General features: G+C 60.0%; 20 protein-coding genes. 14 read left to right on the forward strand and 6 right to left on the reverse strand.

Going from position 1 to position 19,470, the window contains the following annotated elements:
- Window positions 1-45 precede the first annotated feature (45 nt).
- Together ACM6IV_RS14765 and ACM6IV_RS14770 are read left to right on the forward strand one after the other, a co-directional pair.
- Window positions 46-678: a 2OG-Fe(II) oxygenase gene (locus ACM6IV_RS14765; RefSeq protein WP_414870544.1), complete on the forward strand. Its 633-nt coding sequence runs from the start codon at window positions 46-48 to the stop codon at window positions 676-678.
- A 1-nt stretch (window position 679) separates the two neighbouring features.
- Window positions 680-1,165 (forward strand): DUF523 domain-containing protein, encoded by a 486-nt coding sequence (locus ACM6IV_RS14770; protein ID WP_414870545.1) that lies wholly within the window; start codon window positions 680-682, stop codon window positions 1,163-1,165.
- A 255-nt stretch (window positions 1,166-1,420) separates the two neighbouring features.
- Here the strand turns inward: ACM6IV_RS14770 and ACM6IV_RS14775 are convergent, their stop codons facing one another.
- On the reverse strand, window positions 1,421-1,984 hold the full coding sequence (locus tag ACM6IV_RS14775; protein ID WP_414870546.1) for a transporter substrate-binding domain-containing protein: 564 nt from the start codon (window positions 1,982-1,984) through the stop codon (window positions 1,421-1,423).
- 135 nt (window positions 1,985-2,119) lie between these two features.
- Here ACM6IV_RS14775 and ACM6IV_RS14780 point away from each other — a divergent pair, with 135 nt between their 5' ends.
- Window positions 2,120-2,545 (forward strand): DUF4399 domain-containing protein, encoded by a 426-nt coding sequence (locus tag ACM6IV_RS14780; protein ID WP_414870547.1) that lies wholly within the window; start codon window positions 2,120-2,122, stop codon window positions 2,543-2,545.
- 61 nt (window positions 2,546-2,606) lie between these two features.
- Here ACM6IV_RS14780 and serA read toward each other — a convergent pair whose 3' ends face one another.
- Window positions 2,607-3,836, reverse strand: coding sequence for a phosphoglycerate dehydrogenase (serA, locus tag ACM6IV_RS14785; RefSeq protein ID WP_025112046.1), 1,230 nt, complete (start codon window positions 3,834-3,836; stop codon window positions 2,607-2,609).
- Window positions 3,837-4,040: 204 nt separating this feature from the next.
- Between serA and ACM6IV_RS14790 the strand changes: the two genes are divergently transcribed.
- The 4 genes from ACM6IV_RS14790 to ACM6IV_RS14805 all read left to right on the forward strand — a co-directional run bounded on the left by ACM6IV_RS14790 (window position 4,041) and on the right by ACM6IV_RS14805 (window position 8,360).
- Window positions 4,041-5,435 carry an FAD-binding oxidoreductase gene (locus tag ACM6IV_RS14790; protein ID WP_414870548.1) on the forward strand — a complete coding sequence of 465 codons (1,395 nt, stop codon included), beginning with the start codon at window positions 4,041-4,043 and terminating at the stop codon, window positions 5,433-5,435.
- Between the two features lie 39 nt (window positions 5,436-5,474).
- Entirely contained in the window at window positions 5,475-6,140 is a 666-nt protein-coding gene (locus ACM6IV_RS14795; protein ID WP_414870549.1) for a fumarylacetoacetate hydrolase family protein, read from the forward strand.
- 262 nt (window positions 6,141-6,402) lie between these two features.
- Complete coding sequence (locus ACM6IV_RS14800) at window positions 6,403-7,326, forward strand: SdiA-regulated domain-containing protein (protein ID WP_414870550.1); 924 nt, start codon at window positions 6,403-6,405, stop codon at window positions 7,324-7,326.
- 116 nt (window positions 7,327-7,442) lie between these two features.
- Window positions 7,443-8,360, forward strand: coding sequence for an SdiA-regulated domain-containing protein (locus ACM6IV_RS14805; RefSeq protein WP_414870551.1), 918 nt, complete (start codon window positions 7,443-7,445; stop codon window positions 8,358-8,360).
- Window positions 8,361-8,505: 145 nt separating this feature from the next.
- Here the strand turns inward: ACM6IV_RS14805 and rpiA are convergent, their stop codons facing one another.
- Entirely contained in the window at window positions 8,506-9,180 is a 675-nt protein-coding gene (rpiA, locus tag ACM6IV_RS14810; protein ID WP_007913886.1) for a ribose-5-phosphate isomerase RpiA, read from the reverse strand.
- 147 nt (window positions 9,181-9,327) lie between these two features.
- On the opposite strand from rpiA, the gene ilvA reads away from it, so the two are divergent.
- Window positions 9,328-10,842, forward strand: a complete 1,515-nt coding sequence (gene ilvA, locus ACM6IV_RS14815) for a threonine ammonia-lyase, biosynthetic (RefSeq protein WP_414870552.1) — start codon at window positions 9,328-9,330, stop codon at window positions 10,840-10,842.
- Between the two features lie 40 nt (window positions 10,843-10,882).
- On the forward strand, window positions 10,883-11,296 hold the full coding sequence (locus ACM6IV_RS14820) for a DUF2269 family protein (protein WP_414870553.1): 414 nt from the start codon (window positions 10,883-10,885) through the stop codon (window positions 11,294-11,296).
- 104 nt (window positions 11,297-11,400) lie between these two features.
- Here ACM6IV_RS14820 and ACM6IV_RS14825 read toward each other — a convergent pair whose 3' ends face one another.
- The gene (locus ACM6IV_RS14825) at window positions 11,401-12,057 is read right to left on the reverse strand and encodes an HAD family hydrolase (RefSeq protein WP_414870554.1); all 657 of its coding nucleotides are present in this window, start codon (window positions 12,055-12,057) and stop codon (window positions 11,401-11,403) included.
- A gap of 143 nt (window positions 12,058-12,200) precedes the next feature.
- On the opposite strand from ACM6IV_RS14825, the gene ACM6IV_RS14830 reads away from it, so the two are divergent.
- A complete protein-coding gene (locus ACM6IV_RS14830; protein ID WP_003229203.1) occupies window positions 12,201-12,680 on the forward strand; it encodes an RNA pyrophosphohydrolase in 480 nt (159 codons plus the stop codon).
- A 22-nt stretch (window positions 12,681-12,702) separates the two neighbouring features.
- Entirely contained in the window at window positions 12,703-14,982 is a 2,280-nt protein-coding gene (gene ptsP / locus ACM6IV_RS14835) for a phosphoenolpyruvate--protein phosphotransferase (protein WP_414870555.1), read from the forward strand.
- A gap of 312 nt (window positions 14,983-15,294) precedes the next feature.
- Here the strand turns inward: ptsP and ACM6IV_RS14840 are convergent, their stop codons facing one another.
- Window positions 15,295-16,041 carry an NRDE family protein gene (locus ACM6IV_RS14840; protein WP_414870556.1) on the reverse strand — a complete coding sequence of 249 codons (747 nt, stop codon included), beginning with the start codon at window positions 16,039-16,041 and terminating at the stop codon, window positions 15,295-15,297.
- A 132-nt stretch (window positions 16,042-16,173) separates the two neighbouring features.
- Here ACM6IV_RS14840 and ACM6IV_RS14845 point away from each other — a divergent pair, with 132 nt between their 5' ends.
- The 3 genes from ACM6IV_RS14845 (at window position 16,174) to ACM6IV_RS14855 (ending at window position 18,873) form a co-directional block, all read left to right on the forward strand.
- The gene (locus tag ACM6IV_RS14845) at window positions 16,174-16,956 is read left to right on the forward strand and encodes a sulfite exporter TauE/SafE family protein (RefSeq protein WP_414870557.1); all 783 of its coding nucleotides are present in this window, start codon (window positions 16,174-16,176) and stop codon (window positions 16,954-16,956) included.
- A 79-nt stretch (window positions 16,957-17,035) separates the two neighbouring features.
- Window positions 17,036-17,851 carry a prolipoprotein diacylglyceryl transferase gene (gene lgt / locus ACM6IV_RS14850; protein ID WP_064116307.1) on the forward strand — a complete coding sequence of 272 codons (816 nt, stop codon included), beginning with the start codon at window positions 17,036-17,038 and terminating at the stop codon, window positions 17,849-17,851.
- Between the two features lie 50 nt (window positions 17,852-17,901).
- Window positions 17,902-18,873, forward strand: coding sequence for a thymidylate synthase (locus ACM6IV_RS14855; protein WP_414870558.1), 972 nt, complete (start codon window positions 17,902-17,904; stop codon window positions 18,871-18,873).
- Window positions 18,874-19,001: 128 nt separating this feature from the next.
- Here the strand turns inward: ACM6IV_RS14855 and cadR are convergent, their stop codons facing one another.
- The gene (gene cadR, locus ACM6IV_RS14860) at window positions 19,002-19,451 is read right to left on the reverse strand and encodes a Cd(II)/Pb(II)-responsive transcriptional regulator (protein WP_025112060.1); all 450 of its coding nucleotides are present in this window, start codon (window positions 19,449-19,451) and stop codon (window positions 19,002-19,004) included.
- Window positions 19,452-19,470: the final 19 nt, after the last annotated feature.

Genomic DNA, 19,470 nt, shown 5'->3' on the forward strand with positions numbered 1-19,470 from the left:
CAAGCCGCCGCGTGGCTCTGTCGGATTTCTTGCCGCCGACATACTATGCGCGCCATGCCAATATCCTCTGAACACCCACTGCTGTTACGCATCGTCGACGACCTGGCCGAACACGGCTGGTCGCAGCAGAACATATTCCTGCCCGCCGGTTTGACCCGCGAGCTGGCGGCCGAGTGCCGTAAACGTGAGGCCGAGGGTGAACTGGCGCCGGCGGCGGTGGGCCGTGGGCCGTTTTCGGAGATTCGCGAGGGGATTCGTGGCGACCACATTCAGTGGATCGATCCCGGTCAGGCCGAGGCCAGCGACCACTATCTGAACTTGATGGAAAGCCTGCGTGAAGCGCTCAACCGTGGCCTGTTTCTCGGTCTTGAGGACTTTGAGTGCCATTTCGCCTTGTATCCGCCCGGCGCTTTTTATCGCCGGCATGTCGACCGTTTTCGCGACGATGACAAGCGCATGGTGTCGGTGGTGGTCTACCTCAATGACGCCTGGCTGCCGGAGGACGGTGGTCAGTTGCGCATGTACCTGAACGATGAGCGTGTGCATGACGTGCAGCCTACGGGCGGTTGTCTGGTGGTGTTTCTCTCCGGCGAAGTGCCTCACGAGGTTCTGCCGGCAAACCGCGAGCGCCTGTCGCTGACCGGCTGGTTTCGCCGCCGTGGCAACGAGCCGTTCTGACATGCAGAAGATTCTGGTCAGCCGCTGCCTGTTGGGCCACCGCGTGCGTTACGACGGTGGCGCGAGCGGATCGTTTGCTGTGCTTGAGCAGTGGATTGCCGAAGGGCGGGTGGTGCCGTTGTGTCCGGAGGTGGCGGGGGGATTGCCGACGCCACGGGCGGCGGCGGAAATCCCGGGCGGGCAGGGTGGTGAAGTGCTTGATGGTGTCGCGGCGGTGATCACGACCGAAGGCGAGGATGTCAGTGCGCAGTTTCTCGACGGTGCATGGCAGGCGCTGGCGTTGGTGCAGAAGCACGGCATTCGGGTGGCGGTGCTGAAGGCCAACAGTCCATCTTGCGGGAATCTGCTGACGTATGACGGGACGTTCAGTGGCGTGAAGGTGAGTGGCGAAGGGGTGACGGCCGCGTTGCTCAAGCGTCATGGTGTGCAGGTTTTTAGCGAGCTTGAATTGCCTGAGGCTGCGCTAGCTCTGGCGGCTTTGAATTGATCCGGAATCGTTGCCCTCACCCCAGCCCTCTCCCGGAGGGAGAGGGGGCCGACCGAGGTGTCTGGCGCTATCCATCGGCATGAAAGACCTTGGCGATTATGGATCCGACACAGCCATGACAGATCGATTGTGGATTCGACACAGCCATGACCGGTCGATTTCGGATTCGGTAAATCCATTTCAGGTCGGCGTATCTCTGAAGCATCCCCCATTCAGTCCCCTCTCCCTCTGGGAGAGGGTTAGGGTGAGGGGCTTTTAAGGCTTCAACCACTTCTCGGTCAGCGCCGCCAGGCGTCCGTCGTCCTTGATCCGCTGCATCGCGCTCGCAAGGCTGGCCTGAAACGCCGGATTGCCCTTCTGAAACGGAATCGCCAACTCCACCGGCGCCGCCGCTTTCGGCTTCTCTTCAGTCAGCGTTTGCACCAGGACCATCGGCTGTGGCTGTACATCCTTCTTTGCCAGCAACTGCGAATCGACCTTGCCGTAAGACTCGCTGAAGTCGAAACGATCCCTGAGTTCGGGTGTCAGTGCTATGTGGTTGAGCGCGACGTCGTACTTGCCGCTTTCAACGCCCTGGAGCAGGTCGCCCTCGTCGGTGACGATAAAATCGGCGCGTACATCCAGCTCCTGGGCCAGCAGTTGCCCAAGCTCGACCTCGAACCCCGTGAGTGTGTCGCCTTCCTTGTAATTGAACGGCGGTGTATTAGCCTCAAGGGCTATGCGCAGCTCGCCACGGTCGTTGACGTCATCAATCAGTTCGGCGTGAGCCAAAGGGCTCAGAAGGGGTAGCAGGCAGATCAGGCCAGGCAGAAAACGCATGGTCACTCCTTTGAAATCATTATCGCGATGCTCTGAGTCAGGCTCGCTTTGCTATGGTTGTCGAGTGCCTTCGACAACGAATGGTCATGAAGTTGTCATGACCGTGCGGATTTTACGGAAAAACTGGAGAAGAAAATGAAAAGCTTTATGTCACGTGCAGCGTTGGCGGGTGTGCTGATGGGTGTTTCGGTGCTGGCCAGTGCGGCAACACCGGCGCCAAAAGGCGCTGAAGTGTTCATCGTTTCTCCCGAAGACGGGGCCACGGTTTCGCAGACCTTCACCGTCAAGTTCGGCACCAAGGATGTCGCACTGGCACCGGCCGGTGATGCCACCAAAAACACCGGTCACCACCATTTGCTGATCGACGCCAAGGACATCGTTCCGGCCGGTTCGGTCGTCCCTACCGATGCCAACCACATGCACTTCGGCAAGGCGCAGACCCAGGCTGACATCAAGCTCGCTCCGGGCAAGCACACCTTGCAACTGGAACTTGGCGATAGCGGTCACATGGCATTCGACCCGCCAATCGTCTCGAAGAAAATCACTGTCAACGTCGAATAACCTTCGCCGTGCATGAAAAAGGGAGCCCGAAGGCTCCCTTTTTTTGTGGCTCAACGCTAAATCAGAACAACACGCGGCTACGGATAGTGCCGTTGACGTGCTGCAGCTTCTCTTGCGCCAGCTCCGAGTACTCGGCGTCGACGTCGATCACCACGTAGCCGACCTTCTCGTTGGTCTGCAGGAACTGACCGGAGATGTTGATGCCGTTTTCGGCGAAGACCTTGTTGATCTCGCTCATCACACCCGGGATGTTTTCGTGGATGTGCAGCAGGCGGTGCTTGCCAGGGTGAGCCGGCAGGGCCACTTCCGGGAAGTTCACCGACGAAACGGAGGTGCCGTTGTCGCTGTACTTGACCAGTTTTTCCGCCACTTCCAGACCGATGTTGGCTTGCGCTTCGGCGGTCGAGCCACCGATGTGCGGGGTCAGGATCACGTTGTCGAGGCCACGCAGCGGGCTTTCGAACTCTTCGTCGTTGGAGCGTGGCTCCACCGGGAACACGTCGATCGCCGCGCCGATCAGGTGCTTGTCCTTGATCGCGTCGGCCAGGGCGTCCAGTTCGACCACGGTGCCGCGCGCCGCGTTGATCAGTATGCCGCCCTTCTTGATGGCGCGGATTTCCTTCTCGCCGATCATCCACTGGGTCGCCGCGGTTTCCGGCACGTGCAGGGTGACGATATCGGACATGCCCAGCAGTTCGTGCAGGTTGCCGACCTGAGTGGCGTTGCCCAGCGGCAGCTTGGTCACGGTGTCGTAGAAGAACACCTGCATGCCCAGGCCTTCCGCCAGAACCGACAACTGCGTACCGATCGAGCCATAGCCGACGATGCCGAGTTTCTTGCCACGGATCTCGAACGAGTTGGCCGCGGATTTGATCCAGCCGCCACGGTGGCAGGAAGCGTTTTTCTCCGGGATGCCGCGCAGCAGCAGAATGGCTTCGGCCAGCACCAGTTCCGCTACGGAGCGGGTGTTGGAGTACGGCGCGTTGAACACGGCAATACCGCGCTCACGGGCAGCACTGAGGTCAACCTGGTTGGTGCCAATGCAGAAACAGCCGACCGCGACCAGCTTCTTGGCGTGATCGAAAATCTCTTCGGTCAGTTGCGTGCGCGAACGAATGCCGATGAAGTGAGCGTCAGCGATCTTTTCCTTGAGCTGGGCTTCCGGCAAGGAACCTGTCAGGTATTCGATGCTGGTGTAGCCCGCCGCCTTGAGGACGTCGACAGCCGATTGGTGGACGCCTTCGAGAAGAAGGAACTTGATCTTGCTCTTATCGAGAGAAGTCTTGCTCATCTGCGTAAACCTGTATCCCGGAGAAAAATGGCAGGAAATGGTCAACAGACGCTGACCCGGACGACAAGAATGTCGTCTCCGCGGATCTGGCCTTGGGCACTGTCCTGCGGGGTCGATATGCTAGCATAGCCTCCCCGCTAAACACTCATTCCTGCGACGTGAAGCGTTCTCAGGATGACCATGAATTGTTCGAGAGTTCTGTCGATGACCAATCCTGCGCTGATTGATGAACTGAAGACCCTGGTTGAGCCCGGCAAAGTCCTCACCGACGCCGACTCCCTGAATGCTTACGGCAAGGATTGGACCAAGCACTTCGCTCCGGCGCCGAGTGCCATCGTATTTCCCAAAACCATAGAGCAGGTGCAGGCCGTGGTTCGTTGGGCCAACACGCACAAGGTGGCACTGGTGCCGTCGGGCGGGCGCACCGGGCTTTCCGCGGCTGCCGTGGCGGCGAACGGGGAAGTGGTTGTGTCGTTCGACTACATGAATCAGATTCTCGACGTCAACCTCACCGATCGCACCGCCGTTTGTCAGCCGGGCGTAGTCACCGAGCATTTGCAGAACGTCGCCGAAGAAAAAGGCCTGTACTACCCGGTCGACTTCGCCTCGGCGGGTTCCAGCCAGATTGGCGGCAATATCGGCACCAATGCCGGCGGAATCAAAGTGATTCGCTACGGCATGACCCGCAACTGGGTCGCCGGCATGAAAGTCGTCACCGGCAAGGGTGACGTGCTGGAACTGAACAAAGACCTGATCAAGAACGCCACCGGTTACGACCTGCGGCAGCTGTTTATCGGCGCTGAGGGCACCCTCGGTTTCGTCGTCGAAGCGACCATGCGCCTTGATCGCGCGCCGAAAAATCTGACCGCGATGGTCCTCGGTACCGCCGATTTCGACTCGATCATGCCGGTGCTGCACGCCTTCCAGGGCAAGCTCGACCTGACCGCGTTCGAATTCTTCTCCGACAAGGCCCTGGCCAAAGTCATGGGCCGTGGCGACGTACCGGCGCCATTCGAAACCGATTGCCCGTTCTATGCCTTACTGGAATTTGAAGCGACCACCGAAGAAGTGGCCAACAGCGCACTGGAAACCTTCGAGCACTGTGTCGAGCAGGGCTGGGTGCTGGACGGTGTGATGAGTCAGAGCGAAACCCAATTGCAGAACCTGTGGAAACTGCGCGAATACATCTCCGAAACCATCTCGCACTGGACGCCGTACAAAAACGACATTTCGGTCACCGTGTCGAAAGTGCCAGCGTTCCTGCAGGAAATCGATGCAATCGTCGGCGAACACTACCCAGACTTCGAAATCGTCTGGTTCGGCCACATCGGCGACGGCAACCTGCACTTGAACATCCTCAAACCGGATAACCTGAGCAAGGACGAGTTCTTCGCCAAGTGCGCGACCGTCAACAAGTGGGTGTTCGAAACCGTCGAGAAGTACAACGGCTCGATTTCCGCTGAACACGGCGTCGGCATGACCAAACGCGATTACTTGACCTATAGCCGTTCCCCGGTCGAAATCGAGTACATGAAAGCGGTCAAAGCGGTGTTCGACCCGAACGGCATCATGAACCCGGGCAAGATCTTCGCGGTTTGATTGGCAATCCCTTGAATCAATGAAGGCAGGAGTCGGTAAATGAGCTATCAGCACCAGTACGTCGACGGCACGCGCATTCACTTCCCGATCGGGAAAGTCGTGTGCATTGGCCGCAATTACGCCGAACACGCCAAGGAACTGGACAATCCGGTGCCTACCGAGCCGCTGCTGTTCATCAAGCCGGGCAGTTGCGTGGTGCCGCTTGAAGGTGGTTTCAGCATTCCGACCGAGCGCGGTTCGGTGCACTACGAAGCGGAAATCGCCGTGTTGATCGGCAAACCGCTGTCGACCAAACCAAGCCGCGAAGAAGTCCTCGATGCGATCTCCGGTTTCGCCCCGGCGCTGGACCTGACACTGCGCGACAAGCAGGCCGAGCTGAAGGCCAAGGGCTTGCCGTGGGAAATCGCCAAGTCGTTCGACGGCGCGGCGGTGCTCGCGCCGTTCGTGGTCGGCAGCACCTTCGCTGACCTGACCGACATCGGCATTCGCCTGACCATCAACGGCGAAGTCCGCCAGGACGGTAACAGCAGCGCGATGCTCAATCCGATCGTGCCGATGATCCAGCACATGGCCGGCTGCTTCTCGCTGCAGGCCGGTGACGTGATCCTTACCGGCACGCCAGTGGGCGTTGGCCCGCTGAACGTCGGCGATGACATCGTCCTCGAACTGGTCGGCGCGAGCCGCTTCACCAGCAGCGTGCGCTAACCGCCACACTGCAAATCCCCTGTGGGAGCGAGCTTGCTCGCGAAGGCGCCAGGTCAGTCGACATCATCGTTGCCTGACACTCCGTCTTCGCGAGCAGGCTCGCTCCCACATTTGTATGTGATCCATTTTGCAAACGGGCAGGGCAATCCCGCCATTTGCCGTTTTTTTCACATTCTGTACGGATAATTCCTCTCATTCTGGCGTCTGAGCCGGCCTCTTTGTGCTATTACCCATAGCCTGAATTTTCGGAACGCGTCCCTCGATGTCATCTCAAGCTCAGCTCAAACCCACTCGCCGTTCACGTTTCGCCCTGCGCTGGTATGTCTGGCTATTACTGGTGATTGCCGCGGCTTACGCCTTGGCGTTTGCCATGCATTGGGATGATCGTGGTGTGCTGTGGTTGCAGGAGCGCTTCGAGAGCCAGGCCGAGCAGAAAGAAAGCATCTGGCTGCCGGACTATCGGGTGGTGATCGATGCCAAGCCGTTGCCGGGCATGGAGAAGGATGAGGCCTCAGACCTGTCGTATAACCCGCAGACCAAAACGCTGTTTTCGGTCATGGGCAAAAACCCGTTTCTGGTGGAACTGACCCTGCACGGCGAGGTGCTGCGCAAGATGCCGCTGGTGGGCTGGAGCAATCCGGAAGGCCTGACGGTCATGGAAAACGGCCTGATGGCCATTGTCGATGAACGCCAGCACACGCTGTCGATCGTCAAGGTCGACGCCACCACCCGGGAATTGAACATCGGCGATTTTCCGAAATACGATCTCGGCCCTTCGAAAGATCAGAACAAGGCGTTCGAGGCGATCACCTGGGACGCGCACAATCAGCAATTGCTCTTGGGCGAGGAGCGGCCACCGGCGCTGTTCACCTGGAAAAGCGATGGCGGCCAGATTCTCAAGGGCGACAAGCAAAAACTCGCCAGCGATGAACTGGATATTCGCAACCTCTCGGCGCTGGAAGTCGATCCGCGCACGGGCCATACGCTGGTGCTGTCTGCTGATTCGCACCTGTTGCTGGAGCTGGACGAGAAGGGCGAGCAAGTCAGCTTCATGACCTTGCTCGGTGGTTTCAATGGCCTGAAAAACACCATTCCTCGCGCAGAAGGCGTGACCATGGACGAGGCGGGCACGCTGTACATGGTCAGCGAGCCGAATCTGTTCTATCGTTTCGAAAAACAGAAATAGCAGCCTTCGGCCGATCCTGCAGGACTTGTCTTGTGATTTGAGGCAAGTGGCCATTAAGCTTTAATTCAGACGGGCGTGATATTTCATCCGCCTGTTTTGAATCCGAGCCCGCCCGAATGCGTCGACTTGCCCGCCCCAAGCCCCTGATTATCATCCTGTCTGTGATTGCCCTGATCGCGTTGATTGCGATCGGCCAATACATGCGTCTGTTCGAGCGTGCCTGGTTCAACCTGCACACCTTGTGGCAGCCGCTCAACAGTGAAGCCATCGGTCTGGATCAATATCGCGTCGACATCGAGGCGCGGGTGATTGAAGGTCTGGACGACGACGTTTCGGCGCTGACCTTCGATCCGGTACGCAAAAGCCTGTTTACTGTAACCAACAAAAATTCCGAACTGATCGAGTTGTCGCTGCAAGGCAAGATCCTGCGGCGCATCGCCCTGATTGGTTTCGGCGATCCGGAAGCGGTCGAGTTCATCAGCGCCGATACCTACGTGATCACCGACGAGCGTCAGCAGCGGCTGATCAAGATTCACCTGGAAGAAGACACCACCTTCCTCGACGCAGCGGACGCCGAGCAGATGACCCTTGGCGTGCATATGGCCGGCAACAAGGGGTTCGAAGGCCTAGCTTATGATTCGGTGGGCAAACGTCTGTTTGTCGCGAAAGAGCGCAATCCGATGCTGATCTACGAAGTGCATGGCTTTCCGCATTTCAATCCGGAGAAGTCCTACGCGGTGCACGTGATCAACAATCCCAAGCGCGATGCCGGGATGTTCGTGCGCGATTTGTCGAGCCTGCAATACGACGAGCGCAGCGGCCATTTACTGGCGCTGTCGGATGAGTCGCGGTTGATTCTGGAACTGGATGTCGATGGGCGGCCGTTGAGCACCATGTCCATCAGCGGGGGTCGCCAGGGTTTGAAGAAGACCGTGCCGCAGGCGGAAGGCATTGCGATGGATGATGACGGGACGTTGTATCTGGTGAGTGAGCCGAACCTGTTTTACGTCTTCAAAAAACCTGCATCGAACTAACCAACACCACAAAACACTGTGGGAGCGAGCTTGCTCGCGAAGGCGTCGGGTTAGCCAATGAAGATGTTGGCTGATCTACCGCATTCGCGAGCAAGCTCGCTCCCACAGGTTTATTTGTCTGCCCATAAATTTCGGGCAGTCTGGCTTACTCAGCCTTGAGGGTTTTCACGCCTTCGCTGGTCCCCAGCAACAACAGATCCGCCGGACGCGCCGCGAACAGGCCGTTGGTGACCACGCCGACGATCGCATTGATCTGTGCTTCCAGCTCCACCGGGTTGGTGATCTGCAGGTTGAACACATCGAGAATGATGTTGCCGTTGTCAGTCAAAACGCCTTCGCGGTACACCGGGTCGCCGCCCAGTTTCACCAGTTGGCGGGCGACGTGGCTGCGGGCCATCGGGATCACTTCGACTGGCAGCGGGAACTCGCCCAGCACCGGCACCAGTTTGCTGGCGTCGGCGATGCAGATGAAGGTCTTGGCCACGGCCGCGACGATCTTCTCGCGGGTCAGGGCGGCGCCACCGCCCTTGATCAGGTTCAGGTGCGCGTCGCTTTCGTCAGCTCCGTCGACGTAGAACTCCAGGTCGCTGACGGTGTTCAGCTCATACACCGGAATCCCGTGGCCCTTGAGGCGCGCGGCGGTGGCTTCGGAACTGGCGACCGCGCCATCGAACGCGCCCTTGTGCTGGGCCAGGGCGTCGATGAAGCAGTTGGCGGTGGAGCCGGTGCCGACCCCGACAATGCTCTTGTCGTCGAGTTTCGGAAGGATGAAGTCGACGGCGGCCTGAGCCACTGCCTGTTTGAGTTGATCCTGGGTCATGCGGGCTCCGGAAGCGGGCAAGGTGAGAACGGAAAGGCCGGCATTATAGCCGCAAGCGTGGCTAAAACCTCTGGATTCGTGTGGTCGTGCGGGCAAAAGCCGGGTTAGACTCCCCGGTCCCGCTCAACCGCTCAGTGATGCTTTCCGATGCTCGAACAGTACGTCAAAAAGATCCTCACCTCGCGCGTTTATGACGTTGCCGTAGAAACCCCGCTGCAGAACGCTCGCCAGCTCTCCGAGCGGCTGGGCAATGACATTTGGCTCAAGCGCGAAGACTTGCAGCCAGTGTTCTCGTTCAAGATTCGCGGCGCCTACAACAAACTGACACAACTGAGCGATGAAGAGCGCGCCCGTGGCGTGGTCACCGCGTCGGCGGGCAATCACGCGCAGGGCCTGGCTCTGGCGGCGAAAGTGTTGGGCGTGAAAGCCACCATCGTCATGCCAAAGACCACCCCCGAGATCAAGGTCGAAGGCGTGCGTTCGCGCGGCGGCAAAGTGGTGCTGCACGGTGATTCGTTCCCGGAAGCCCTGGCCTACTCGCTGAAACTGGTCGATGAAAAAGGCTACGTCTACATCCACCCGTACGATGATCCGCACACCATTGCCGGGCAGGGCACCGTGGCCATGGAGATTCTGCGCCAGCACCCGCAGCCGCTGGACGCGATTTTCGTTCCGGTCGGCGGCGGTGGTCTGATCGCCGGCATCGCCGCGTACGTGAAATACCTGCGCCCGGACATCAAAGTCATCGGCGTCGAGCCGGATGACTCCAATTGCCTGCAAGCGGCAATGGCCGCCGGTGAGCGCGTGGTGCTGCCGACCGTGGGCATCTTTGCCGACGGCGTGGCGGTGGCGCAGATTGGCCAGCACACCTTCGATATCTGCAAAGACTACGTCGATGAAGTGATCACCGTCAGCACTGACGAGATTTGTGCGGCGATCAAGGATATCTACGACGATACCCGCTCGATCACCGAACCTGCCGGCGCGTTGGGCGTGGCCGGGATCAAGAAATACGTCGAGTCGCGCGGGGTCAGCGGCCAGACCTTCGTCGCCATCGACTCCGGCGCCAACGTCAACTTCGACCGCCTGCGTCATGTTGCCGAGCGTGCCGAACTGGGTGAGGGTCGCGAAGCGATCATCGCCGTGACCATTCCCGAGAAGGCCGGCAGCTTCAAGGCGTTCTGCGAGGCCGTCGGCAAGCGCCAGATCACTGAATTCAATTACCGGTACAACACCGGCAGCGAAGCGCACATTTTCGTCGGCGTACAGACGCACCCGGACAACGACCCGCGCAGCGCACTGCTGGCGAGCCTGACCGAGCAGGGTTTCCCGGTGGTCGATCTGACCGACAACGAACTGGCCAAGCTGCACATCCGTCACATGGTCGGTGGGCATGCGGCGCACGTGATTGATGAGGTGGTGTTCCGCTTCGAGTTTCCGGAGCGCCCGGGCGCACTGTTCAACTTCCTTAATAAGCTGGGCGGGCGCTGGAACATCTCGATGTTCCACTACCGCAACCACGGCGCTGCCGATGGCCGCGTGGTCGCCGGTCTGCAAGTGCCGCATGACGAGCGTCATCTGGTGCCGGCGGCGCTTGAGCAAATCGGTTACCCGTACTGGGATGAAAGCGAGAACCCGGCCTATCAGCTGTTTCTTGGCTGAACGGCTACGCTGAGGGGCATGGCCCAAGGAATAGAAATACATGGAAACCCTGACAACCCTGAAAGTCCTTCACGTCGTGGCGACCGTGGTGATCATCGCGAGCGGATTGGTACTCGCCGCCGTGACCTGGCGCCATCGCAGCGCAGGGCCGGCCAGCACGATGCAGCGACCTTGGTTATTCGTCTGGTGTTTGATGCTGATCGCCATGCTCAGCATGCCCTTTACCGGTTGGTGGCTGGTGCATCTGATCGGCTGGCCATTGGGGCAATTCTGGATTCTGGGGTCCAGCGTGGTCTATGGCGTAGCCACATTCAGTGCGGTCTGGCTGCTCGTTCGGCTTAATCGGCTGTGGACTAGCGGGGTCGGTAACCGCACATTCAATCTGGCGCTGGCGATTGTCAGCGGCATCGGCTTTCTCGCCATTGCGGCGTTGATGGGGGCTAAGCCGGTTTAAGGCTTGAGGCCGAGTTGCCCCATTCGCAAGCAAGCCCGCTCCCACACTGGAGTTGTGAACGACACAGATCCAATGTGGGAGCGGGCTTGTTCGCGAAGGCGTAATCAGTCGCGCAACGAAATCACCGGCCAGCCACGCTTTTCGGCTTCGGCGCGCAAATTCGGATCCGGATCGACCGCCACCGGGTTCGCCACCTGCTCCAGCAGCGGCAAATCATTCATCGAATCGCTGTAGAAATAGCTGTCGTCCAGCGAATACCCGGTCTCTTCCAGCCAACGGTTCAGGCGCGTTACCTTGCCTTCACGGAAACACGGAATGTCGGTGCTGCGCCCGCTGTAGCGGCCGTCGACCATTTCGCATTCAGTGGCGATCAGTGTTTCCACGCCAAGGCGCACGGCAATCGGCGCGGTGACGAAGCGGTTGGTCGCGGTGATGATCACCAGTTTGTCGCCGGCGTCGCGGTGTTTTTTCAACAGCTCCAGCGCCTTCGGCAGCACGATCGGTTCGATGCAGTCGCGCATGTAATCGCTGTGCCATTGCTCGAGCACGGCCATTTCGGTACGGCCGAGGATCTCCAGGCAAAAGTTCAGGTACGCGGCGTTATCCAGTTGGCCGGCCAGGTAATCCTGATAGAACTCGTCGTTGCGCGCCTTGTACGCAATCGGGTCGAGGAAGCCGCGTTCACACAGATAGTCACCCCAGGCGTGATCGCTGTCGCCGCCCAGAAGGGTGTTGTCCAAATCGAATAGAGCCAGGCGCATTGCAGTTACCCGCTGATAAGTCTGTAAAAAGGCGACAAGAATACGGTCTTTTCACAAGAGTGCACATAAGGTAGGAAGCCTCGTTGCCGCCTTATCAACCTTTGTGGAACAATGCGGCGACATGCGTTTGCGAGGTTGTTGCCGTGATCGACCCCGATGGTTTCCGCCCCAATGTCGGGATCATTCTGACGAATGACGCCGGCCAGGTGCTATGGGCTCGCCGTATCAATCAAGATGCCTGGCAGTTTCCGCAAGGGGGAATCAACCCTGAAGAGACGCCGGAAGACGCCTTGTACCGCGAGCTGAACGAAGAAGTTGGCCTGGAACGTGAAGATGTTGAAATACTGGCCTGTACTCGGGGCTGGTTGCGCTATCGTTTGCCGCAACGTCTGGTGCGTACGCACAGCCAACCGCTGTGCATCGGCCAGAAACAGAAATGGTTTCTCCTGCGCCTGATCTCCAACGAGCAGCGGGTGCGGATGGATTTGACCGGTAAACCGGAGTTCGATGGCTGGCGCTGGGTCAGCTATTGGTATCCGTTGGGCCAGGTGGTGACATTCAAGCGCGAGGTGTATCGCCGCGCCCTCAAAGAGCTTGCCCCGCGCCTTTTAGCGCGCGACTGACGACGGAGTTCGACCCCGAGCCATGCTCAATACGCTGCGCAAGATCGTCCAGGAAGTTAACTCCGCCAAGGATCTCAAGGCGGCGTTGGGGATTATTGTGTTGCGCGTCAAAGAGGCCATGGGCAGCCAGGTCTGCTCGGTCTACCTGCTTGATCCCGAGACCAACCGCTTCGTCCTGATGGCCACCGAGGGCTTGAACAAGCGCTCGATCGGCAAGGTCAGCATGGCACCCAACGAAGGTCTGGTTGGTCTGGTCGGCACGCGTGAAGAACCCCTGAACCTCGAAAACGCTTCGGTTCACCCGCGCTACCGCTACTTCGCCGAAACCGGTGAAGAGCGTTACGCCTCGTTCCTCGGTGCACCGATCATTCACCACCGTCGCGTCGTCGGCGTGTTGGTCATCCAGCAAAAAGAGCGTCGCCAGTTCGACGAAGGTGAAGAAGCCTTCCTCGTGACCATGAGCGCGCAGCTCGCAGGCGTTATCGCCCACGCCGAGGCCACAGGTTCGATCCGGGGTCTGGGCCGTCAGGGCAAAGGGATTCAGGAAGCCAAGTTTGTCGGCGTGCCGGGTTCGCCGGGCGCCGCCGTCGGTACCGCGGTGGTCATGCTGCCGCCGGCGGATCTGGACGTGGTGCCGGACAAGACCATCACCGACATCAACGCTGAGCTGGCGCTGTTCAAGACCGCCATCGAAGGCGTGCGCGCCGACATGCGCGCGTTGTCCGCCAAGCTTGCGACCCAGTTGCGCCCGGAAGAGCGCGCGCTGTTCGACGTCTACCTGATGATGCTCGACGATGCCTCGCTGGGCAGCGAAATCACCACCGTGATCAAGACCGGCCAATGGGCCCAGGGCGCGCTGCGTCAGGTGGTCACGGAACACGTCAACCGCTTCGAATTGATGGACGACGCTTACCTGCGTGAGCGTGCGTCGGACGTCAAAGACCTCGGTCGCCGTCTGCTCGCCTATCTGCAGGAAGAGCGCCAGCAGAACCTGGTCTACCCGGAAAAAACCATCCTGGTCAGCGAAGAACTGACGCCGGCGATGCTCGGCGAGGTGCCGGAAGGCACGCTGGTCGGCCTGGTGTCGGTACTCGGTTCGGGTAACTCCCACGTTGCGATTCTGGCCCGGGCCATGGGCATTCCGACCGTCATGGGTCTGGTCGACCTGCCGTACGCCAAGGTCGACGGCATCGAAATGATCGTCGACGGCACCCGTGGCGAGGTCTACACCAACCCCAGCGAAGTGCTGCGCAAGCAGTTCGCCGAAGTCGTCGAAGAAGAGAAACAACTGGCGCTGGGCCTCGACACCCTGCGCGACCTGCCGTGCGTGACCCTCGATGGTCACCGCATGCCGCTGTGGGTCAACACCGGCCTGCTCGCCGATGTGGCGCGGGCGCAGAAGCGCGGCGCCGAGGGAGTCGGGCTGTATCGCACCGAAGTGCCATTCATGATCAATCAGCGCTTCCCGAGCGAGAAGGAACAACTGGCGATCTACCGCGAGCAGCTCGCCGCGTTCCACCCGCAACCGGTGACCATGCGCAGCCTCGACATCGGCGGTGACAAGTCGCTGTCGTACTTCCCGATCAAGGAAGACAACCCGTTCCTCGGCTGGCGCGGCATTCGCGTGACCCTCGACCACCCGGAAATCTTCCTGGTGCAGACCCGTGCGATGCTCAAGGCCAGCGAAGGCCTGAACAACCTGCGGATTCTGCTGCCGATGATCTCCGGCACCCACGAACTCGAAGAGGCCCTGCACCTGATCCACCGGGCTTGGGGCGAAGTGCGCGACGAAGGCACCGACGTGCCGATGCCGCCGATCGGCGTGATGATCGAGATTCCAGCGGCGGTTTACCAGACCAAGGAGCTGGCGCGGATGGTCGACTTCCTGTCGGTCGGTTCCAACGACTTGACCCAGTATTTGCTGGCGGTCGACCGCAACAACCCGCGTGTGGCCGATCTCTACGACTACCTGCACCCGGCGGTGCTGCAAGCGCTGCAAACTGTGGTGCGCGATGCCCATGCTGAAGGCAAACCGGTGAGTATCTGCGGTGAGATGGCCGGTGATCCGGCGGCAGCGGTGCTGTTGATGGCGATGGGTTTCGACAGCCTGTCGATGAACGCCACCAACTTGCCGAAGGTGAAGTGGATGCTGCGTCAGGTGAATCTGAGCAAGGCTCAGGAGTTGCTGGCGGAGTTGATGACCATTGATAACCCGCAGGTTATCCACAGTTCGCTGCAATTGGCGCTGAAGAATCTTGGGTTGTCGAAGATGCATCCGCCGGCGGTCATCAAGGCCCTCTGAAGATCAAAAGCCCCTCACCCTAACCCTCTCCCGGGGGGAGAGGGGACTGATCCGGGGATGCTGCAGAGGTACGCCGACCTGAAAGTGCTGTGCTGAATCCATAATCGAAGCGCACCGACCTGATAGTGCTGTGCCGAATCCATAATTGATCCACACCGACGAAGGTGCTGGGTTGAAGTCGTTTTCGACTCACAGCGACTGAAGATGCTGCTGAATCCATAATCGACTCGGTCTTTCAGGTCGGTGTATGGCTCAAGACACCTCGGTCGGCCCCCTCTCCCTCCGGGAGAGGGCTGGGGTGAGGGTCTGCTTTTAAGCTGTTATCTCCACTTCGCCCAAATGCCCGCCATACGGCCCAAAACTCCGCTCGACCATCCGCCGCGACCCATCCGCCTGCACAATCAACGCCGTACTCGCCCGCGTCCCGTAACTCTGGCTGGCAATAAACACGCTCGACAGCAAAGTCTCAGTGGCCAGACCCACCCCGGTATCTGGCAATTCCGCTTCCTGCGCGGTCTGGGCATTGCTTAGCAAATCGAGCAAGTGCTGCGGCTGCGGATCATCCAGCACTGCGCTCAACGCTGCCTTGGCCTTGAGCAACTTCGGCCACGGCGTATCCAGCCCGGCATTGGATAGCCCGTAAACCCCCGGTTCCAGCATCACTGGCTCCGACAGCCGCGCGTTGAAGTGCCACAGCTCATGACTGTTGCCCAGCAGCAGGTTGAACCCGGCATATTCCACCGAACGCCCGACCACATCGCTCAAATAATCATCAATCGACGCATCACCGGTCAGAAACCGCGCCACCAACTCACCCCGCGACTTGCGCGCTGGCGGCTGCTGCGGATCACGGATATTGGTCAGCGCAGCAAAGCGCCCGTTCGCGCCAATCCCCAGCCAGGTACCGCCGGCCTCCAGATCACGCCCGGCATGCACATGCGGCGCCTCCGGCCACTGCGCCAGTGGCAGGCTTGGCCGGGCGTAGAACTCGTCACGGTTGGCCGCGACGATCAGCGGCTGGGCATGGCCCGGACGCCAGGCGAAAACAATCAGGCACATAAGGTGATCCTTGTGTGTTTTTTGCTCACTCTACGCATCCGGCGGCCGTGCATCCATCGCCAGTGGAGCCAAAGGGCATGCATCCGTTACCATGCCGCTCCGGTTTTGCGGGTGCGGTCTGGGGAGACGGTCATGGAATTTCTGCTCTATCTGGCGCTGGGCGCCTGTGCGGGCGTGCTGGCCGGGCTGTTCGGGGTTGGCGGCGGGATCATTATTGTCCCGGTGCTGGTGTTCAGTTTTACTCTGCAGGGCTTCGATCAGTCGATCCTGACTCATTTGGCGGTCGGCACGTCGCTGGCGACGATCATCTTCACCTCGGTCAACGCTGTGCGTGAGCATCACCGTCGCGGCGCGGTGCGCTGGCCAATCTTCATGTGGATGGCCGTCGGCATTCTGTTGGGTGCCGGTTTCGGTGCGCTGACTGCGGAAGCGATCTCCGGACCCAACCTGCAAAAAATCATCGGTGTGTTCGCCCTGGTGATTTCCGTGCAACTGGCGCTGGACATCAAACCCAAGGCCAGCCGAACGGTGCCGGGCAAACTCGGTCTGACCGTCGCCGGCAGTGTCATCGGTTGGGCCTCGGCGATTTTCGGCGTGGGCGGCGGTTCGCTGACCGTGCCGTTCCTGACCTGGCGCAGCGTGCCGATGCAGCAAGCCGTGGCGACTTCGTCGGCCTGTGGTCTGCCGATCGCGCTGGTCAGTGCACTAAGTTTCATGATTCTGGGGTGGCACGATCCGTTGTTGCCAGCCCATAGTCTCGGTTTTGTCTATTTGCCGGCGTTGTTGGGCATTGCCCTGACCAGCATGGTTTTCGCCCGCATCGGCGCACGGTTGGCGCATCGGTTGTCGCCACGCTTGCTGAAACGGCTGTTCGCCGCTTTGCTGTTCAGCGTGGGTGTGAGCTTTCTGCTTTAACCGCGTCGCAATCCTGGCTTAATCCTGAGGTGGCAGCGTCGCCCGGGAATTCTGCTTTCAACTCTAACGAGGAGTCGCAATGCTGCCTTACCCGCAGATCGACCCGGTGGCTCTGGCCATCGGTCCGCTGAAAATCCACTGGTACGGTCTCATGTACCTCGTCGGCATCGGCGGTGCGTGGCTGCTGGCATCGAGCCGGCTCAACCGCTTCGACCCGACCTGGACCAAGGAGAAACTCTCCGATCTGGTGTTCTGGTTATCGATGGGCGTGATCGTCGGCGGGCGTCTGGGTTACGTGCTGTTCTACGATCTGAGCGCTTATCTGGCCAACCCGACGCTGATTTTCGAAGTGTGGAAGGGCGGCATGTCGTTTCACGGCGGTTTCATCGGGGTGATGCTCGCGGCGTTGTGGTTCGGCAAGCGAAATGGTAAGTCGTTCTTCCAGCTGATGGACTTCGTTGCGCCCATGGTGCCGATCGGTCTGGGTGCCGGGCGTATCGGCAACTTCATCAACGCCGAGTTGTGGGGCAAGGCCACCGACGTGCCGTGGGCCATGGTCTTTCCGCCATTCAGCGACCCGGCGCAGCTGCCGCGTCACCCGTCGCAGCTGTACCAGTTCGCGCTCGAAGGCGTGGCGCTGTTCCTGATCCTGTGGATCTTCTCGCGTAAACCGCGTCCGACGATGGCAGTGTCCGGCATGTTCGCGTTGTTCTACGGCATCTTCCGTTTCATCGTCGAATTCGTTCGCGTGCCGGATGCACAACTGGGCTATCTGGCCTGGAACTGGCTGACCATGGGCCAGGTACTCTGCGTGCCGATGATCGTCGGCGGGCTGTTCCTGATCTGGCTGGCCTATCGTCGCGCACCGGCAGCACCGCTCGCACCGACGGCTTAAACTACGAACCCCGGCGCGCGACGCCGGGGCTCAAAGGACACAGGTAACTCATGAAGCAATATCTCGAACTGGTCTCGCACGTCATCAAGAACGGCAGCAAACAGGCCAACCGCACCGGCATCAACACCATCAGCTTCCCGGGTGCGATGCTGCGTTTCGATCTGCAGGAAGGTTTTCCGGCGATCACCACGCGCAAAATGGCCTTCAAATCGGCCATCGGCGAGATGTGCGGGTTTCTCCGTGGCGTGAACAACGCCGCCGAATTCCGGGCGCTGGGCTGCAAGGTCTGGGATCAGAACGCCAACGAAAACGCGCAGTGGCTGGCCAACCCGTTCCGCCAGGGCGACGACGACCTCGGCGAAATCTACGGCGTGCAATGGCGCCAATGGCCGGCGTACAAGCAGATCCCGCTGAGCAATACCGCCGCCATCGAACAGACTCTGAGCAACGGCTACAAGCAGATCGCTCAAGGCGAAGAAGACGGCCAGGCCTACGTGGTGCTGTACAAAGCCATCGACCAGGTGCGCCAGTGCGTCGACACGATCATCAAGGATCCGGGCAGCCGGCGCATCCTGTTCCACGGCTGGAACGTTGCTCAACTGGATGAAATGGCCCTGCCGCCATGCCATCTGCTCTACCAGTTCCACCCGAATGTCGAGACCAAAGAGATTTCGCTGACCCTGTACATTCGCTCCAATGATCTGGGGCTGGGCACGCCATTCAACCTCACTGAAGGCGCCGCGCTGCTGAGCCTGATCGGTCGCCTGACCGGCTACACGCCGCGCTGGTTCACCTATTTCATCGGTGATGCGCACGTCTACGAGAACCACCTGGACATGCTCAACGAACAGCTCAAGCGCGAGCCGTTTGCCATGCCGAAGCTGAAAATCTCTGATCGCGTGCCGGAGTTTGCCAAGACTGGCGTGTATCAGCCGGAATGGCTGGAGCTGGTCGAGCCGAGCGACTTCTCGCTGGAAGGTTACGAGCACCATGCGCCGATGACTGCGCCGATGGCGGTCTGACAGTCCTCACGCATAACCCTTGTGGGAGCGGGCTTGCTCGCGAAAGCGGTGTATCAGTTAACGACGATGTCGACTGACATACTGCCTTCGCGAGCAAGCCCGCTCCCACATTTGGTTTTGTGTAGGGCTCAGTGGCCGTGGCTGCGGCCTACGTGGGAATGCTCAACCTCCGTCGCCACAACCCCGCCACTCACTTCCAGCCGCTGCAAAATCCCGCACTGATCCGCCCCCGGTCCTTCGCCACAGCGTTGGCGCAGGTCGAGCAACTGTGTTTGCAACGCCAACAGCCCGTCAATACGCGCCTTCACGTGCTGGATATGCTCGTCGATCAAGGCATTGACGCTCTCGCACTGATCCTGCGGGCTGTCGCGCAAGGCGAGCAGGCTGCGGATTTCTTCGAGGGTCATGTCGAGGGTGCGGCAGTTGCGGATGAAGGTCAGGCGTTCGGCGTGCGCCTGGGTGTAGACGCGGTAGTTGCCGTCGCTGCGGGCCGGTTCCGGCAGGAGGTTTTCGCGCTCGTAGTAGCGGATGGTTTCCACGGCGCAGTCGGTGAGTTTCGCCAGTTCTCCGATCTTCATGACGGCCATCTCCAAAAGG

Source organism: Pseudomonas sp. IT-347P (genome assembly GCF_949768005.1).
In the GTDB taxonomy this organism is placed as follows: Bacteria; Pseudomonadota; Gammaproteobacteria; order Pseudomonadales; family Pseudomonadaceae; genus Aquipseudomonas.

Bases quoted from the DNA above. Each gene is read 5' to 3' on its own strand.
- ACM6IV_RS14765 (WP_414870544.1), top strand. From the start codon at position 46: ATGCGCGCCATGCCAATATCCTCTGAACACCCACTGCTGTTACGCATC.
- ACM6IV_RS14770 (WP_414870545.1), top strand. From the start codon at position 680: ATGCAGAAGATTCTGGTCAGCCGCTGCCTGTTGGGCCACCGCGTGCGT.
- ACM6IV_RS14775 (WP_414870546.1), bottom strand. From the start codon at position 1,984: ATGCGTTTTCTGCCTGGCCTGATCTGCCTGCTACCCCTTCTGAGCCCT.
- ACM6IV_RS14780 (WP_414870547.1), top strand. From the start codon at position 2,120: ATGAAAAGCTTTATGTCACGTGCAGCGTTGGCGGGTGTGCTGATGGGT.
- serA (WP_025112046.1), bottom strand. From the start codon at position 3,836: ATGAGCAAGACTTCTCTCGATAAGAGCAAGATCAAGTTCCTTCTTCTC.
- ACM6IV_RS14790 (WP_414870548.1), top strand. From the start codon at position 4,041: ATGACCAATCCTGCGCTGATTGATGAACTGAAGACCCTGGTTGAGCCC.
- ACM6IV_RS14795 (WP_414870549.1), top strand. From the start codon at position 5,475: ATGAGCTATCAGCACCAGTACGTCGACGGCACGCGCATTCACTTCCCG.
- ACM6IV_RS14800 (WP_414870550.1), top strand. From the start codon at position 6,403: ATGTCATCTCAAGCTCAGCTCAAACCCACTCGCCGTTCACGTTTCGCC.
- ACM6IV_RS14805 (WP_414870551.1), top strand. From the start codon at position 7,443: ATGCGTCGACTTGCCCGCCCCAAGCCCCTGATTATCATCCTGTCTGTG.
- rpiA (WP_007913886.1), bottom strand. From the start codon at position 9,180: ATGACCCAGGATCAACTCAAACAGGCAGTGGCTCAGGCCGCCGTCGAC.
- ilvA (WP_414870552.1), top strand. From the start codon at position 9,328: ATGCTCGAACAGTACGTCAAAAAGATCCTCACCTCGCGCGTTTATGAC.
- ACM6IV_RS14820 (WP_414870553.1), top strand. From the start codon at position 10,883: ATGGAAACCCTGACAACCCTGAAAGTCCTTCACGTCGTGGCGACCGTG.
- ACM6IV_RS14825 (WP_414870554.1), bottom strand. From the start codon at position 12,057: ATGCGCCTGGCTCTATTCGATTTGGACAACACCCTTCTGGGCGGCGAC.
- ptsP (WP_414870555.1), top strand. From the start codon at position 12,703: ATGCTCAATACGCTGCGCAAGATCGTCCAGGAAGTTAACTCCGCCAAG.
- ACM6IV_RS14840 (WP_414870556.1), bottom strand. From the start codon at position 16,041: ATGTGCCTGATTGTTTTCGCCTGGCGTCCGGGCCATGCCCAGCCGCTG.
- ACM6IV_RS14845 (WP_414870557.1), top strand. From the start codon at position 16,174: ATGGAATTTCTGCTCTATCTGGCGCTGGGCGCCTGTGCGGGCGTGCTG.
- lgt (WP_064116307.1), top strand. From the start codon at position 17,036: ATGCTGCCTTACCCGCAGATCGACCCGGTGGCTCTGGCCATCGGTCCG.
- ACM6IV_RS14855 (WP_414870558.1), top strand. From the start codon at position 17,902: ATGAAGCAATATCTCGAACTGGTCTCGCACGTCATCAAGAACGGCAGC.
- cadR (WP_025112060.1), bottom strand. From the start codon at position 19,451: ATGAAGATCGGAGAACTGGCGAAACTCACCGACTGCGCCGTGGAAACC.